The organism is Aquamicrobium terrae (genome assembly GCF_052978165.1).
This window is the reverse complement of record NZ_JBRKLZ010000002.1, coordinates 93,450-108,993: the sequence shown is the minus strand read 5'-3', so window position 1 is coordinate 108,993 and position 15,544 is coordinate 93,450. Positions and strand designations below refer to the sequence as shown.

General features: G+C 61.1%; 16 protein-coding genes and 2 pseudogenes. 8 read left to right on the top strand and 10 right to left on the bottom strand.

Annotation, left to right across the window (positions count from 1 at the left end; translation table 11 throughout):
* Positions 1 to 2: 2 nt before the first annotated feature.
* Positions 3 to 1,583: a DHA2 family efflux MFS transporter permease subunit gene (locus tag ACVCNR_RS17770; protein ID WP_447075825.1), complete on the bottom strand. Its 1,581-nt coding sequence runs from the start codon at positions 1,581 to 1,583 to the stop codon at positions 3 to 5.
* Positions 1,580 to 2,614: an HlyD family secretion protein gene (locus ACVCNR_RS17765; RefSeq protein ID WP_447075823.1), complete on the bottom strand. Its 1,035-nt coding sequence runs from the start codon at positions 2,612 to 2,614 to the stop codon at positions 1,580 to 1,582. Before ACVCNR_RS17765 ends, ACVCNR_RS17770 begins: the two co-directional genes overlap by 4 nt.
* Before the next feature lie 75 nt (positions 2,615 to 2,689).
* On the opposite strand from ACVCNR_RS17765, the gene ACVCNR_RS17760 reads away from it, so the two are divergent.
* Entirely contained in the window at positions 2,690 to 3,325 is a 636-nt protein-coding gene (locus tag ACVCNR_RS17760; protein ID WP_447075821.1) for a TetR/AcrR family transcriptional regulator, read from the top strand.
* Between the two features lie 287 nt (positions 3,326 to 3,612).
* Here ACVCNR_RS17760 and ACVCNR_RS17755 read toward each other — a convergent pair.
* A pseudogene (locus tag ACVCNR_RS17755) lies at positions 3,613 to 3,702 on the bottom strand (recombinase family protein); the annotation flags it as partial.
* Between the two features lie 50 nt (positions 3,703 to 3,752).
* On the opposite strand from ACVCNR_RS17755, the gene ACVCNR_RS17750 reads away from it, so the two are divergent.
* Positions 3,753 to 4,007 carry a hypothetical protein gene (locus ACVCNR_RS17750; protein ID WP_447075819.1) on the top strand — a complete coding sequence of 85 codons (255 nt, stop codon included), beginning with the start codon at positions 3,753 to 3,755 and terminating at the stop codon, positions 4,005 to 4,007.
* A protein-coding gene (locus ACVCNR_RS17745; protein WP_447075817.1) for an IS3 family transposase occupies positions 3,982 to 5,129 on the top strand; the annotation gives its coding sequence in 2 pieces (ribosomal slippage) (positions 3,982 to 4,243 and positions 4,243 to 5,129; 1,149 coding nt in all). The genes ACVCNR_RS17750 and ACVCNR_RS17745 overlap by 26 nt, the downstream gene beginning before the upstream one ends.
* Here ACVCNR_RS17745 and ACVCNR_RS17740 read toward each other — a convergent pair.
* Entirely contained in the window at positions 5,126 to 5,965 is an 840-nt protein-coding gene (locus ACVCNR_RS17740) for a DUF4158 domain-containing protein (RefSeq protein WP_447075815.1), read from the bottom strand. The genes ACVCNR_RS17745 and ACVCNR_RS17740 overlap by 4 nt on opposite strands.
* A 365-nt stretch (positions 5,966 to 6,330) precedes the next feature.
* Positions 6,331 to 7,377 (bottom strand): IS110 family RNA-guided transposase, encoded by a 1,047-nt coding sequence (locus ACVCNR_RS17735; RefSeq protein WP_447075813.1) that lies wholly within the window; start codon positions 7,375 to 7,377, stop codon positions 6,331 to 6,333.
* 336 nt (positions 7,378 to 7,713) lie between these two features.
* Between ACVCNR_RS17735 and ACVCNR_RS17730 the strand changes: the two genes are divergently transcribed.
* Positions 7,714 to 8,574, top strand: a complete 861-nt coding sequence (locus ACVCNR_RS17730; RefSeq protein WP_447075811.1) for an alpha/beta fold hydrolase — start codon at positions 7,714 to 7,716, stop codon at positions 8,572 to 8,574.
* A gap of 125 nt (positions 8,575 to 8,699) precedes the next feature.
* Positions 8,700 to 9,869, top strand: coding sequence for a methyltransferase domain-containing protein (locus tag ACVCNR_RS17725; RefSeq protein ID WP_447075809.1), 1,170 nt, complete (start codon positions 8,700 to 8,702; stop codon positions 9,867 to 9,869).
* Between the two features lie 198 nt (positions 9,870 to 10,067).
* Here the strand turns inward: ACVCNR_RS17725 and ACVCNR_RS17720 are convergent, their stop codons facing one another.
* Positions 10,068 to 10,439 (bottom strand): SecDF P1 head subdomain-containing protein, encoded by a 372-nt coding sequence (locus tag ACVCNR_RS17720; RefSeq protein ID WP_447075808.1) that lies wholly within the window; start codon positions 10,437 to 10,439, stop codon positions 10,068 to 10,070.
* Positions 10,440 to 10,808: 369 nt separating this feature from the next.
* Here ACVCNR_RS17720 and ACVCNR_RS17715 point away from each other — a divergent pair, with 369 nt between their 5' ends.
* The gene (locus ACVCNR_RS17715; RefSeq protein ID WP_447075806.1) at positions 10,809 to 11,231 is read left to right on the top strand and encodes a VOC family protein; all 423 of its coding nucleotides are present in this window, start codon (positions 10,809 to 10,811) and stop codon (positions 11,229 to 11,231) included.
* 170 nt (positions 11,232 to 11,401) lie between these two features.
* Here ACVCNR_RS17715 and ACVCNR_RS17710 read toward each other — a convergent pair whose 3' ends face one another.
* The 4 genes and pseudogenes from ACVCNR_RS17710 to ACVCNR_RS17695 all read right to left on the bottom strand — a co-directional run bounded on the left by ACVCNR_RS17710 (position 11,402) and on the right by ACVCNR_RS17695 (position 14,098).
* A complete protein-coding gene (locus ACVCNR_RS17710) occupies positions 11,402 to 11,938 on the bottom strand; it encodes a GNAT family N-acetyltransferase (RefSeq protein WP_447075804.1) in 537 nt (178 codons plus the stop codon).
* Between the two features lie 131 nt (positions 11,939 to 12,069).
* Positions 12,070 to 12,504, bottom strand: coding sequence for a VOC family protein (locus tag ACVCNR_RS17705; RefSeq protein WP_447075802.1), 435 nt, complete (start codon positions 12,502 to 12,504; stop codon positions 12,070 to 12,072).
* A gap of 141 nt (positions 12,505 to 12,645) precedes the next feature.
* Positions 12,646 to 12,981 (bottom strand): cupin domain-containing protein, encoded by a 336-nt coding sequence (locus tag ACVCNR_RS17700; RefSeq protein WP_447075800.1) that lies wholly within the window; start codon positions 12,979 to 12,981, stop codon positions 12,646 to 12,648.
* Between the two features lie 244 nt (positions 12,982 to 13,225).
* Positions 13,226 to 14,098, bottom strand: a pseudogene (locus tag ACVCNR_RS17695) (DMT family transporter).
* A gap of 500 nt (positions 14,099 to 14,598) precedes the next feature.
* Between ACVCNR_RS17695 and ACVCNR_RS17690 the strand changes: the two are divergent.
* Positions 14,599 to 15,165 (top strand): hypothetical protein, encoded by a 567-nt coding sequence (locus ACVCNR_RS17690; RefSeq protein WP_447076651.1) that lies wholly within the window; start codon positions 14,599 to 14,601, stop codon positions 15,163 to 15,165.
* Positions 15,162 to 15,500 carry a hypothetical protein gene (locus tag ACVCNR_RS17685; protein ID WP_447075798.1) on the top strand — a complete coding sequence of 113 codons (339 nt, stop codon included), beginning with the start codon at positions 15,162 to 15,164 and terminating at the stop codon, positions 15,498 to 15,500. The genes ACVCNR_RS17690 and ACVCNR_RS17685 overlap by 4 nt, the downstream gene beginning before the upstream one ends.
* Positions 15,501 to 15,544 lie beyond the last annotated feature (44 nt).

Below are 15,544 nucleotides of genomic sequence, written 5' to 3'. Positions count from 1 at the left end.
GGTCAGGCGCGCGCCCCGGCCAGCCTGGCGAGCGCGATCCTGATCGTAATCAACACAGGCGCGGCCGTCACGAACAGCAACGCGACCGTGGTAAACGCGGTGTCGAAGGCGATCACCGTGGACTGGCCGATCACGGCCTTGCCCAGCAGGCCGAGGGCCGCGCGGTTGGCCTCTATGGCGTCCACTCCCCTTGCGGCGAGCGCGGCGGCCGTCGCCCCAAGCCGCTCGCCAAGCGCGGGGACGCCGGCCGTGACGTGGGCGCCGAGCACTGTCGCGTTGGCGGCGACATTGTCTTGGATCGATGTCTGGAGAGCTGCCACGCCCACCAGCCCGCCAAGCTGGCGGCCCGCATTGAACAGGCCGATGCCGGACGCAAGATTGCGGCTTTCGAGCCTGTCGAAGGCGATCAGGGTGATCGACAGGAACAGAAAGCCGAGGCTGAAGCCACGCAACAGGATGGCCGCCATCATGTCGTCCGCTCCGCTTTCGCCGGTCGAACCCGAGAGCATCCACATCGCAACCATAATCATCAGGATGCCGAACGGCACGGTGGCGATTGGGGGAACGCGGCCCGCCTGCATGAGGAAGGCGCAAACCAGGAGCGAGAAGACGAAAAGCCCGCCGCTCGGCAGCAGGAGCAGGCCGGCGTCGGTCGGCGTGAACGCGAGGACCGACACGGCGAACGAGGGGATCAGATAGGCGCTGCCGAACAAGGCCGCTCCGGCGACGAAGCTGACGATGAAGGCAAAGGAGAAGTCGGTCGATAGGAATGCGGTGAAGTCGAGCAAGCCGTCACGCCCAGCGCGTATCTCCCGGCCGATGAATGCCATCAAGGCAATCGTGCCTGCCAGTGTCAGCCCCACGATGCGCGGTTCTTCAAACCAGTCCCAGCGGCTGCCCTGACTCAAGACATAGGTGAAGCAGAAGAGCCCAGTGGAAATAAATAGAAAGCCGATCCAGTCGAACGGGCGGCGCATAGCTCTGTCGGGCGTCGGACTGTCTGCCATCAACATCAGGCCTGCCGCCGCCAAAGCCACCGGAACGACGCCGAAGAATATCCATGTCCAGGATCGGCTGTCGAGCAGCCATCCCTGAAGCGCCGGTGCAATGGTGGCGGGGGCTACGACCGAGCCCATTGCGAACAGCGCCTGAAGAAACGGCTGGCGACGCCTAGGCCAGGCGAGAAAGATGAGGGTCTGACCACCGACCAGCAAAATGCCGCCGGATAGGCCCTGAATAACGCGCAGCGCGATCAGCAGATCCAGTCGCGCCGTCATCGCGGCAAGGGCGCATGTCGCACCCATGACAAGGGTCGATCCGACGATCAAGCCGCGCGGGTCGACGCGGTCGATCAGCCAGGGCGCGACCATGAATGCCATCAGCTTCAGCGATGTGTAGCCGATATCGAGCCAGGCGAATTCGTCCGGCGTCGCGTAGGTGTCGCCGATAATGTCGCCGCGCCCAAGTGACAGGACGGTGCTGGCGATCGCCTCGGTCAGCGTGGCCAGCACGATGCCCGCCAAGAGAACAGTCCCTGCCGCAGAGCGGTCGTGGCTCGGCGCGCCGGGGAGGGCGGTAGTCATGAACGGCTGCCGCCATCAATCTCGACACGTGCCGAAAGGCCGGGTACGAGGCGGCCAGGTAACGGGTTGTCGACGAGCCGGATCTTGACCGGAACCCGCTGAACGACGCGGACGAAGTTTCCGGTCGCATTGTCCGCCGGAAGCAGACTGAAGGCGGAACCGCTGCCGGGCGCAAAGCTGTCGACCTCGCCCGCAAACGTTTCTTCCGGATAGGCATCGACGGTGATGCGGACGCGCTGGCCGGGTCGGATACGTCCGACTTGTGTTTCCTTGAAGTTGGCGACGATCCAGACATCGTCGACGGGAACGAGATCGAGCAGCGGGGCGCCGGGCGAGACAAGCCGGCCGACGCGGACCTGCCGGTTTCCAACGACGCCGTCGACGGGAGCGCGGACCACGGTATTGTCGAGGTCGATCTGAACCAGGTCGCGAGCCGCCTGCGCCTGATCGACGGCGGCCACAGCGGCTTCGCGCTCGGTGGAAAGGACGTCGATGCGCTCCTTCTGGGCATCGACGGCCGCAGCAGCGGCGGCCACGGCGGCTTCCGCCCGCGATCTCGCGGCATCGCTTTCGTCAACCTCGGCCTTGCTGATGGTGTGGCTGCGGACAAGTTCGCGACGCCGGTCGGAAGCCTTCGACGCCAGCGTCAGTTCGGCCTTGGCCGACAGTTCCTGCGCCTGCGCCTGCCGCACCAGCGCATGCTGAAGCTCGATCTGGGCATCCACATTGGTCAGCCGGGCCAGCGCGGCCGCGACCGTCGAGGCCGCCTGCGTGAGCCTGGCGCGATAGTCCAGGTCGTCGATCTTGAACAGGATGTCTCCTGCCTGCACGATCTGATTGTCGTCGATCGCCACGGTGGTGACGTAGCCCGCAACCCTGGGGGCGATCGAGGTGACGTTGCCACGAACATAGGCGTTGTCGGTGGAGGCCTTCGCGTCGAAGCGCAACACCGACCAACCTGCCGCCAGGACGACGACGGCTCCCAGGCACAAGAGCAGACCGACGAGCTTCCTGTTTCGCGACTGTGCCATGATGGCCTCCGGTAATGATTGTTACCATTGACGCTTATGGTAACGAATGTTACCAGTCAAGCATGCCTGGAAGGAATGGATGCATTGGATGGTATCAGGTCAGGGCGGATAAGCCGGCGACGGGAAGCGCTTCTTCAGGCGGCTGCCGAAATCTTCTTCGAACAGGGCTATGCTGCAGCGAGCATCGACGCGATCATCGAGCGTGCCGGCGGGTCGAAGCGGAACATCTACAGCGAATTCGGCAACAAACAGGGCCTGTTCGCCGCGATCGTCACGGGGAATGCCGACGAGGCGCTCTCGAGCCTGCCGATCGACAACACCGAGGAGCGCGATCTCCCGGAGACACTGACCGTCTTCGGCCGTCATCTCCTGCGCATCTACATGTCGCCGACGGTGATCGGCATCTATCGGCTTGCCGTCACGGAGGCCAATCGCTTTCCTGATCTTGCCAAGGCGTTCTACGAACAGGGACCGGGTCGCACGACGGTCCGGCTGGCGCAGATTCTTGAGGAGGCACAAAAGCGAGATGAAATTCGGGTGGGAGATTGCCGGCAACTCGCCGACCGCTTCATCGGCATGATCCGTGACAATCTGCATCTGCAGGTGGTCCTTGGATTGCGGCCACCGCCCTCTGAAAAGGAGATGCGAAATGCAGTAGAATCGGCTGTTGACTTGTTTCTCAACGGCATACGGAACAATTGCCAGAAATAACGGAGCCTGTGTCCGCTCCTCGGTGGAACGGACGCCTGCCGATAGGATTGGGGAATAGCGCGGCAAGCGTCGCGAAGCGCAGCCGACGCTTTCTGTCGGAAAAACCAAGGACACAGCCAGGTTTCCCCAGACGGTCAGTCCAACCCACGCGAATCCTTCGCAAGTCATTCCCTTTCCTCTCGTACTGCGCAGTGACGATTTCACCGGCCTGGTAGAGAGGATGGAGAATGCTTCTTCGCCTGACCATTCTACCTATAGCTTGATCTGGCGATACGAAGGTGCAGGATAACGCGCGTTCCGCGCCGGCCAAAAGCGTAGGCGCCGGCATAGACCGGATTGGTCAGCATGTGGTGCAGCGTGTGATAGACCGGCACCTTCGGCCGCCATGCTGCACCGCTCAAGGGCCTTACTCGTCAAGCAGCGCACGATGCTCCTGCATTCGATCCGAGCACATCTCGCCGAAATCGGAATTTCTACCGGAGCCGGGATCAGCCAGATGACCCGCGTTGTCCGAGAACTCGCGCAAGGCGAGCGCACCGACCTCCCTGACCTTGCCCGGTTCGTGCTCGAAGCACTGGCCAAATTGGTCTGCGTGAGCTGCTGCCGGTTTCATGGCCACGAAGATAAGATCGTGACCAAGGAACTGGAGTGCAGATATGACGAGACGGAAGTTCAGCCGTGAGTTTAAAGTCGAGGCCGTCAGGCTGGTGACGGACCGGGGCGTGGCGGTGGCGCAGGCGGCGCGCGACCTCGACGTAGCGGAGAGTGTTTTGCGCCGCTGGATGCGGGAACTGACCGCGACGCCTGCCGCAGCTTTTCCCGGGAACGGGCAGATGCGGGCCGATCTGACCGAGATTGCAGCGCTGAAGAAAGAGGTCGCGCGGCTGCGTGCGGAGCGTGACATCCTGAAGAAAGCAGCAGCTTTTTTCGCGCGAGAGGCGATATGAGGTTCGTGTTCATCTCCAAACACCGCCACATCTGGCCGGTCACCTGGCTCTGCGAGGTTCTGGATGTCTCGCGGTCCGGCTTCCATGCCTGGCTGACCCGCCCGACCAGCACCCGCGAGAGTTATGACGCCAAGCTCGTTGCTGCGATCGAGATGAGCTTCAAGGCCAGCGACCGGACCTATGGCGCCCGCCGGGTCTGGCGGGATGTTCTTGAGGACGGTCTGGCCTGCGGGCTTCACCGGATCGAACGGCCGATGCGTATCAATGCCTTACGGGCACGGCCCAGACGCCGTGGAAAGCCGAAGGACGACGGTCAGCGCTCGATCATCGCCGACAACATCCTTGATCGCGACTTCGAGGCCGACCGGCCGAACCAGAAGTGGCTGGCCGACTTCACCTACATCTGGACCGCGGAAGGCTGGCTCTACGTCGCGGTCGTGCTGGACCTGTTTTCTCGGCGCACCGTAGGCTGGTCCATGAAAGCTGATCGGGATGCTTCACTGGTCATGGACGCACTGATGATGGCGGTCTGGCGACGCGGCAAGGCTGACGCGCTGCTTCATCACTCGGACCAGGGATCGCAATACACAAGCGAGCAGTTTCAACGCCTTCTGGCCGACAATGGGATCACCTGCTCGATGAGCCGGGCCGGCAACGTGTGGGACAATTCCGCGATGGAGAGCTTCTTTTCCTCGCTGAAGACCGAACGCACGGCCCGCAAGGTCTATCGAACCCGAAACGAAGCGCGTGCTGATGTCTTTGATTACATCGAGCGTTTCTACAACCCGCGCAGGCGGCACTCGAAACTGGGCTACATCAGCCCCATGGAATTCGAAGCCCGCGCTATGCTAGCTTAACCCGCTGTCCACGAAACCGGCAGCAGCTCAAAATCTGCGGCGAGCCACGCAGGAGTGGCATCGCCCTCCCTAATGATCTGATCCCAGCGTCCAGATGAAATACGCGCCTGCAATCGCGGGTCAATTTCGAGCGCGCGCAAGAAGGTTATTCGTTCGGTTAGTTCAAACAAGTTCGAAGCGCCGGGAGCATCTGGTGCCGATCGCAGCCAATGGAATCGCGTTTGACCAATAGCCGGATCGACGTGAAGCACGTTGTCGAGCACTACCAACTTCTCGACGGCAATATCTTCAACGAGCGAGATATCTGCGCGACGGCGTGCAATGGCGCGGCCGGCCAATCCGATCGTCTCCATCGCAGCTTGAGAAGGTAGCAACGCCCCACGCTGCCGAAATGCGGACATGACTGCCGTGGCGATCAGATACCCCTTATCTCCGGAAGCCGCGGCGTCGATTGCAGCCAGGAGCGCAGCACACCGATCATCTTTGTTTGCTATGTGCAAGCCGAGATGCTCGGTCAGAAAACGGCTGTGGTCGAAACGTGTCTGCGCTCGACGTGCGTAGATAGCGTAATCACGCGGCTCTATGCTGAGTTGGTCTGCCAAGTAGTGGATGAGGGTCGCTGGCGGCTGTTCGCCTTCCGCCAAGAGTCGTCCGGTATGTCGCATGACGCAAAGTTGGATGGCGAAGCCCAACTGGTTATGCGGGCGGCGTCGGATCTCGCATTCCAATCTGTCAGTTGGACCGAGGGTATAGTGTCGGAGCAAACTGTCTTCGTCAACCGCAACCCCAAAAAGAACCTTCGCCTCTGCCGCATTGACCAGCCTTCTTCGGCCCATTCGTTCGCTCCCTTGCTGTGAAGGAGCCCAGCCTATGGTTGCCCGCGAAATCGATCGCAATCGGATGGTAATCTTATCCAAGGGACAAACAGATGTTCGTTCTTCGTTCGACCTTAGCGTGTGTGTGGAAGGCTCCCGCGGTGAGGCAATTTCGGCTCGGTCATGCAGCGCGTCTCGAGTGCAGTCGTGTGTCCGGCCTATCAATGCAGCCGCTCTGACTGCTGGCCTTGAAGGGTTCCGCCAGGATCATGCCCCCGATCGATTAGACGGACTGCGACGTCCGACACGCTAAACGGGTTCGGCTGATCCCTCGGGGATCGAGTTGCTGCCTTCACTTACCTCTTTCGCCTCATACTTTGGGCGGCTCAGCTCGCTTGCTGGATCGTCCTCAGTTCGTTGATCTCCTCGTACTCGCCACCGCGTTTCATAATTGACCATGCAATGCGAGCCATCTTGTTGGCAAGCGCAACCGCAACGACCTTTGGCGGTCGACGCCGTAGCAGACCACCTACCCAACCCGACCCTTCGCCTCCATCTTTGCGGATGTGACGCAGAACCGATGTCGCCCCGAGGATCAGCAACTGCCGAATATATCTGTTACCCTGCTTGCTGATGCGGCCGAGTCGGCTCTTTCCTCCCGATGAATTCTGTCTCGGGACCAAACCTAGCCAGGCCGCAAAATGTCGGCCTGATCTGAAAACCTCGGGTTCGGGAACGATTGAAGCAAGTGCCGACGCCGTGACAAAGCCGACTCCAGGAATGGTCTCAAGGCGGTTCGACAGGTCGTTTCTGTAGTGCCACGAGACGAGCTTCTTTTCGATCGCTTGAAGTCTGTCGGCGAGATCGCACACCAATCGGGCCAGTGCTTCGAGCACAAACCGGGCAAGCTCAGGTAGGTCGGTGCGCTCGCCGCGTGCGAGTTCTCTCACGATCCGCGCAATCTGGCTGATGCCGGCGCCAGTCGATATTCCGAGCTCGGCGAGATGCGAGCGGATTGAATGAAGCAACATCGTCCGCTGCTTCACAAGCAGAGCCCTCGAGCGGTGCAGCATCGCAGCCGATTGCTGCTCGACTGACTTGATCGGCACGAACCGCATCGTTGGGCGCGTCACCGCTTCACAGATCGCCTCCGCATCTGCGGCATCGTTCTTCTGCCGCTTCACGTAAGGTTTCACATAGGCCGGTGGCATTAAACGCACGTCGTGCCCCAGCGCCGAGAGCTCCCGTGCCCAATAGTGGGCAGTTCCACACGCCTCCATGCCGATCAGGCATGGTTTCAATTGCTCGAAGAACTTCAACATCTGCTGACGTCGCAATTGCCGCCTAACGATCACGTTGCCGACGGGATCGATTGCGTGAACTTGAAACACCGACTTCGCGAGGTCGATACCGACAGTCGAAATCTCTTCCATTAGAACGCTCCCTGTTTGTCCATCCTAACCGAAGCCAATCTAGCACCGGTGGAGCGGGAGCCTTCCAACCCATCGTCTGGGGAAGCAAATCTTGTTCCGGCCCCTGCTTACGGCGGCGCTGAGCATCGACGAAGAGGATGCTCGGGCGAAAAGTCTGCTCGCCGCTCAGGCCCGGGCTGCGTTGTGCGCCGCGCAGCGGGTTCGGCGGCGAATAAGATGGTGTAAACGACAAACAGGCTGATTGCTCTACAACATGCTAGCACTCCGACGTTCGCCTGGAACAGATCGATTGGAAGCTGCGTTGGGCCTTAACCGCGTACAATATGGAATTGCTGCATGTCACCGACGAACAAGCAACGCATTCGACTTTCGGGCGGCACCGACTTGTCTTTCGTGACCGCGGGGGTGGCTTCCGACCCGCCCATACTTCTTCTACACGGATTTCCGAGTTCCGTGCGAACGTTCCGGGACGTCATCACCGCCCTGTCGAAGACCGCATGGGTGATTGCGCCCGACCTGCCGGGCTTTGGGGAATCGGATGTCCTTCCATCCCCTTCGTTCGACGCCTTCGGCGAGGCGATTTCCGAGCTGCTGGAACATCTGTCGGTCGGGCCGCGCCACATATATCTTCACGATTTCGGCGCACCCGTCGGTCTTCATATCGCCATGAAGGCGCCGGAGCAGGTTCTGGGCCTCATCGTCCAGAACGCCAATGCGCACCAGACGGGGATGGGTCCGCAATGGGGGGCGACAAAGGCCTTTTGGGCTGATCCGACCACGGAAAACGAGGCGGAAGCCACCGGGCACCTGTCCTTCGAGGGCACGCGCGACCAGTATGTCGCGGAAGTCCCCGAGGATGTTGTCGCGCGAATGCCGGCCGAAAGCTGGGAGGAGGACTGGCGGGTGATGCAGCTTCCTGGCCGGATGGAGACGCAGCGCGCGCTGATCGCCGACTACGGCAATTATGTCGCTCGCTTCGACGCCATCGCCGAGTATCTCGCGCGATGGCAGCCTCCCGCCCTGATGATCTGGGGGCGGCATGACGCGTTCTTCGATCTTGCCGGGACCCTGTCGTGGATGCAGGCCCTGCCGAGGATGGAAGCCCACATCCTCGACGGCGCGCACTTCCTGCTCGAGACCCACGCGGCGGAAGCCGCGAAACTCATGGTCGATTTCATCGAGCGGAACAGGAAATAGGTAGTTCTCGACACCGAAAGCCGGCGCTTGTCGCTTTCCCTGCGCTCGAATAACGGAGTGGTTTCGATGCCGGGAGATTTCAGTTCAACCCAGCGCCACCCACCGAAGCGTTTGCGAGGATCACCATGGCGAAGCAGGTTCTCCTGATTCAGGGCGCGGGCGAAGGCGCTCACATGGATGATGCGAAACTCGCGGAAAGCCTTCGCAGCAAGCTCGGCCAAAACTACCAGGTTCGCTACCCCGCTATGCCCGACGAGGCAGACGCGGATTACGAGGTCTGGAAAAGCGTCATCCAGCAAGAAGTGGAGGACATGGGCGAGCGCGCGGTGCTGGTGGGGCATTCGATCGGCGCTTCGGTTCTGATCAGAATGTTCGCCGATCGATGCCCGAAGCCCACGATCGCCGGCATGTTTCTTATTGCGGGTCCGTTCTGGCATGACCATGAGTTCTGGCGCTGGGACGAAGCGGCGCTGCCCGAGGACTACCCGGGCGACGTTCCCCTGTTTCTTTATCACGGCGAGAACGATGAGTTCGTTCCCGTTTCTCATCTCGACATATATGCGAAAGCTCTTCCCCAGGCGACTGTTCGACGCTTGCCGGGCCGCAACCACCAACTCAACGACGATATGACGGAGGTGGCGCGCGACATCGAGGGCCTGAATCGGATGGAGCCCAGAAACGTCCTCGAAGGCTATGCGCGCGATGCGCCCCACCTTGTCCAATCGTTCGAGGAAACTTCGGCAAGCGGCGTATATGCGCATGTGACGCACCTCCTGCCCGCACGGTTCGTCGACGTCGGCGCGGGCACGGGGCGCGATGCGGCCTGGTTCGCCGCGCAAGGGCACTCGGTGCTTGCGGTCGAGCCGACTGACTATCTGCGCGCCGCTGGCATGGAGCTCCATCCTTCACCGCGAATAATCTGGCTCAGCGACACGCTGCCGGACCTTGAGCGCACGCTTGCGCGCGGCGAGGTATTCGACCGCGTGATCGTCTGTGCAGTATGGCAGCATCTGCGCGCAGAGGAACGCGCTCGCGCCATGCCCAATCTCGCGCGCCTTCTCGCACAGGAGGGTCTCTTGATCATGATTCTGCGACATGAGCCGGACGAGCCGCGGGGACGGGGCGGCGACACGCAGCGCGAAGATGCGCAGATGCTGGCGCGCGCCTCGGGGCTCAGTCCCGCCTTCGCATACGAGGGAGAGCCGTTGCATCCCAACCGTACTCGTGGTGTGACGCTCACCTGTCTCGCCTTTGCTGCGGCCACGGCCTCGCCCAGAGGCTCCAGATCATTCTAAAGCGGTGCGCTTTGCGCACCGTCCGATTGCGGCGTGCATGGTTGCAGAACCGACCAAGGCTGCAGCGACAGTACAGCGTCACCAGCACGAGGAATATCGCCGTTCCACCCGATCTGCATCCATGTGGGCGCGCTCCATCCGGCAGATGGGCTGCTTTACGATGCTGTTTCGAACGACTGTGGGAGGATTGACCGGACTTCACTCCGGATCGGCGACCGCCATGCGTGCCTGTCCCGAACGAAGCAGCAAGGCAAGGTTGCCGGCGGCCTCAACGCTCGAAAGGTTCGTGATAAGGCTCTGCCCGGTAACGATCGGCGAGAGGATGATCGGCGAGATCATGAGCTCGTCGTCAACATAGACTGCCACCGGCTTTCCGACGCGCTTTGCTGTGAAGGCGGCGAACTCGCGCATGCCTTTCTCATCAAGCTGGATCGCGACCGCGGGCAGTCCGTCTTGACCAATCGTTGCTTCCGCGGCTGCGACGGTGAGTTCCAGCCGCTCGGCGCTTGCCGACAGCACCAGGAACAGTATTGCTACGATCGTTGCGGGTATCAATGCTGGTGTTGGCATCACGAGTAACCGATCGACCTTCTATGATTTCCAGCCCCACTGCTTCCATGCGAGGCGGGGCGCAAGACCGAGCGCCAGCCTATGCCCGCGCCAATTCCGACCACTCCAGAGAAACACATAGTCGGCAATTGTGCCGATCTCGGGGGAGAAGGCCGATTTGCGCCGCGACGGCGCATAATCCCGAAACGGTCCGGCGTGCCGGAGTACCGAACCCCCACGCCGGACGAGCGCGACAAGGAGTGGTTTCCAAACTGAAACGATCGGCCACCTGGGACGTTGATCACCGAGCCGCAGGATGCGCAGCACGACCCTTCAAGGTCAGCCTGAAACCAATGCAACATTCGCAAATACGGAAAAGGGAGAACGGTAATGCCCAGGATGATATTCGTGAATTTGCCTGTGAAGGACCTCGCAGCCGCGACCCGCTTCTACGAGGCGATCGGTTGCGAGAAGAACGAACAGTTCAGCGGAGAGAACGCGGCCTCTATGGTCTGGTCGGATTCGATCACCTTCCAGCTTTTGACGCACGACTATTTCAAGACCTTCACGTCGAAGCCGATCGCGAACGCACGCGAAGCCGTCGGCATGCTGATCGCGCTTTCGCGTGACAGCCGCGAGGAGGTGGATGCCATCACGGAGGCGGCTGCGGCCGCTGGCGGCAGGGCCGACATCCGCGAACCTCAGGATATGGGCTTCATGTATGTCCGCACCTTTGAGGATCCTGACGGCCATGTGTTCGAGCCGGCGTGGATGGACATGGCGGCGGCATCTGGCGAGACGGGCGAGGCATGACCCACTCCCGCCGCAAATGCAGAACGTGACTTTGGCAGCAATATAAAGGCGGAGGGTGTCCCGCTGAACCGTATGAGCAACAGGCTTCTATACGCCGGCAGGCTTCTGAGAAAAAAGTGGAAGCCGACCTGCTTCCGGAGATTTCGCCGGTGGCGACGATTCGGGGCTTCCTAAAGCTGCAGCATGTAGGCGACGATCTTCTGGTGGCCCAGAGCTGGGTCAAAGCCCAGGACCTCCGATGCCAGAAGGTCGTGGGAAGGATGTCGCTGGAAGCCAATCCTCTCATACAGCATGCATGCCGAGGTCATGAACGATGCCGTGTGGAGCGCAAGGGCGGTTGCTCCCTGCCGCCTGGCGCGTGTCACGCACCATTCGCAAAGCACCCGGCCATGGCCGCGGCCCTGAGCCGCCGGAGAAACCGCAAGCGTCCGGAGGCCCGCAAATCCGGAAGGCCAGCCCATGCCTTCCCGGGCGGCATCTGCATAGTAGGTAAGTGTTCCGACGATCCGGCCTTCCTGCTCGAGCACCATGACGTTTGCTTCCTGCCACCGCATTGTCAGGTTGGCGGCATCCTTCACGTAGGGTTTGAAAATGTGCGCAGCCAGAACTTGTCGGAATGATGCGAAGGCATCGAAGACGAGCGCCCCTACTTCCTCCAATTCCCGATACCTCACCTGACGGACGCGCGGCTTGGAAACGACCTGCATGAGATATCCTCGCCGGGATCGTGAGTTCGGATGGTATATAGGGCATTGCCCTACCTTCGGCGCGCTGGATTCAAGATCTGACCTGCCTCCAGTGATCTGAACACTTGCGGAAGATCCAGCTCAGGGGAAACTCAGGCTGACGTGGGTTGCTGGTCGGAGGTGCCCGACGCCGCGCTCATGTCCATCCATACGAGCTCGAAGATATGATCATCGGGGTCCGCCAGGCACCGATTGTACATGAAGCCCATATCCAGCCGCTCGCGAACATCGGCCTCGCCGCCGGCGCCCGCGCCAGCGTCCACCGTCGCGTTCACATCTTCCCTGCTGTCGCAAGACAGGGCGATGAGCACCTCGCTGGTCGCCTTTGCATCGGCGATCTTCTTCGGTGTGAAGGTCGCGAAATAGTCGTTGGCGAGCAATTGGAACGTGATGCAGTCAGACCAAACCATGCTTGATGCCTGATGGTCGCTGAACTGCTCGTTCCTTTCGCACCCGATCGCCTCATAGAAGCGGGTTGCAGCCGCAAGGTCTATCACCGGCAGATTTATGAAGATCATCCTGGACATCGTGTTTCTCCATTGGGTATTCGGTTCATTTGGCGCGCGGTGGGGAACATCATGTCTTTCCTCGTTGTCACGCGGCTTTGCGGATTGCGCTGATACGACGAACGGTCCGCTCCAACTTTGACGGGACCGATGCCGGGCAATTCAGACCGATGTCTGAATGATCGTGTCGCTTGGGTGGATGCAGACGAGTTCGAGCCTGTCGTCTCCGATATTGGTGAAGCGATGCGGCACGCCGGCTGGCGCGACGACGATATCTCCGGGAAAGGCACGCGCCGTTTCATCTCCAACGATGAACTCGGCCTCGCCGCGCCTTACCACCCAGGTCTCTACATAGGGATGCATGTGCAGCCCGGAACCCTGTCCGGGTGCGGCATCGACCAGGAAGAGCGATACCGGGGCGCCTGCCTCACACCCCTCGAAGCGGATTGTGCCGCTCTGGCCGGGCTTCGGTTCCCGACGGTGCAGGATCGTGATCATGTTTGGGCTCCTTCTCGCCCGGCGTCTGAGGGGGCGTGTCGTTCGAAGTGTGTCCCCCAAGGACGCATCAGCGTCGTTGGTGCCGACATCCGGCCGGCTTTTCCTGTTGGTTCGTCCGTGAAGCCGCTGGGCTGGATGACATCCAGTGGCGGCGAAAACCAATGTGGGCGCGCTGTCGACGCCGCACCGGCAGGGCGCACATAACCAGCCGCACAGGTCGGACAATATGCGGGGACATGGATGGTCAACTCGCCGGAACAGGCTTGCGGGTCGGGATCGTCATCGCGGCCACACCCGCGATGACGCATACCAACCCGATCAACCCGGTCGAGGACAGGCTTTCCCCGAGGAATACGACGCCGATCGCCACCCCGATCGGCACCCGCAGATAGGCTTGCGCGGTCGTGCAGACCGATCCGAGGGTCTGGACCAGCCGGAAATAGATGACGAAGGTGAGCGCGGTGGAAAAGACCGTGAGCGCCAGCAAGGCCAGGATCGACTCTGTCGATGGAGCAGGGTCCAAGGCTGTTCAGCGGGAGGCTGGCGGGAATGAGGACGGCGGCCCCGCAGATCATCGACCCGGCCGCCGGCATGATGGGATCGAGCCCCTTGAAGCTCTTACCGAAGATCGCAGCGCCGGCATAGCAGATTGTGGCGGCGACGATGGCGAGTTGCGCCCACAGTTCCCGTCCTAGATCACCGAGAGCCTGAACGCCGATGATCAGGCAAATGCCGACAATGCCGGCCCCGATCCCGAACAGCTTGCGACCTGTCACCGCTTCATGGCGCGTGACGAGCACGGTCAAGAGGAAAGCGAAGATGGGGGGAGGTGGAATTGAGGATCGTCGCCAGCGCGGCGTCGGTGGTCTGCTGCGCCCATGCGATCAGCGTGAAGGGAACCACGCTGTTGAGGCAGGCCTGAAACAGGAACCGCCGCCAGGTGGTCGCATCCTTCGGCAGGCTCAGGCCGCGCCAGCGGATGATGGCGGCTAGGATCAATCCGGCGATGAAAGTTCGGGCCGCGATCAGCGTAACGGGCGGGATGGTTTCGACCCCGATCTTTATGAAGCTGTAGGAGGCGCCCCCACAACGTCGAGAGCGCCAGCAGCAGCGCCAGTTCTTTCGTCGGATTCGGCTTCTCGGTCGTCTTGCTCTGCCCGCGATCACTGTGGAGGAAACTTCTATCCTTCTATCGTGCGCCTTGCAGCGGATGTTTCGGCATCGGCCGAAGTGTTGGAGGCTGACGACCGTGCACGCGCGGGCTGTGCTTCGTCCATGTCTAACATCGCTTCGGGAAAGCACCATTGCCGAGGCTGGCCTGCCTCCCTTTAGACGGATCCACCGAGCTTTTCTGCCATACCGCTCAGGGTTGTACCGCGCGCCTTCCTATGGACTCAAACGTCTTCGTCGATCTGTTTGCAAGGATGATCCGCAGACGGATAGTCATCCGGTCAGAGGCGGACTTTCACGAGCGTGAAGAGGGCCGATCCCGAAGGACTGTCATTCAGGTTTGGAAACAGCCTGCACGTGCCCCTGCGGTGCATGGCGTTGACAGCATAGATCGCCGATGGTTAGGTGTCCTTTGTCCGAGGACAAGGGACACGTGCGATTGCGATGATGAAGAGCCAGGATGTGGTCGTCTTGCTCAAGCTGGTGAGCCTGGAAGACGAAGAACAAAATATCGGTCAGCAACCTGCGCGGGATAGGTTGGTGACAGGAGAAGACCCGTATTCCGTACGCGGCCTCGAAGCGGCGCTCGGGATCAGCAAGACGGAAGTCAGCGCTTCGATAAAGCGCAGCGTCGCATCGGGCATCGCAATCAAGGACAGGAAGACCGGTCGACCCAAGCCAAACCGAAGGCAGTTGCGCGAATTCATAGTTCACGGCCTGAAGTTTGTCTTCCCTGCGAAGCCGGGCGTCATGCAGCGTGGGCTGCCGACAGCATTTGCCGCTCCCGTGCTTCAGGGAGTTCTGCACAGCGCCGGCAGCCTCATTAGCGTATGGCCCTATGCTCGTGGTCAGGAAATGGGTCAATCGGTCGAGCCCCTTTTCAAAAGCGTCCCGGAAGCCGCCGAGAAGGATGAGCGTCTTTATGCCTACCTCGCCCTCATTGACGCCGTCCGCCTCGGCAATCAACGCGAAGCCAATCTGGCTGCCGACCTGTTGGCGGAGAGGTTGGGATGACCGTCCAGGGCCAGTTGAAGGCAATGTTGAAGACCGTTGCTGTAGCGCTCGGCGACGAGCTTCGTGAACGCCTGGTTTTTGTCGGCGGCTGCACGACGGCGCTCTACATAACTGATCCCATTACACTGGAAGCCGTCAGGGCGACCGATGATGTCGACCGGATCGTTGATCTCGACGGCTTCGCCGAATGGGCTGAGCTCATGGATCAGCTACGCTTGCGCGGCTTTTCCGAGGCGCCGGACGACAATGTCATATGCCGAATGAAGCTTGGTGAGCTGAAAGTCGACTTCATGCCGGACGATGAGTCGATCCTTGGCTTCAGCAACCGTTGGTAAGCCAAGGGAATTGAGACGGCGGTCCCCGAGGCACTGGAGGACAC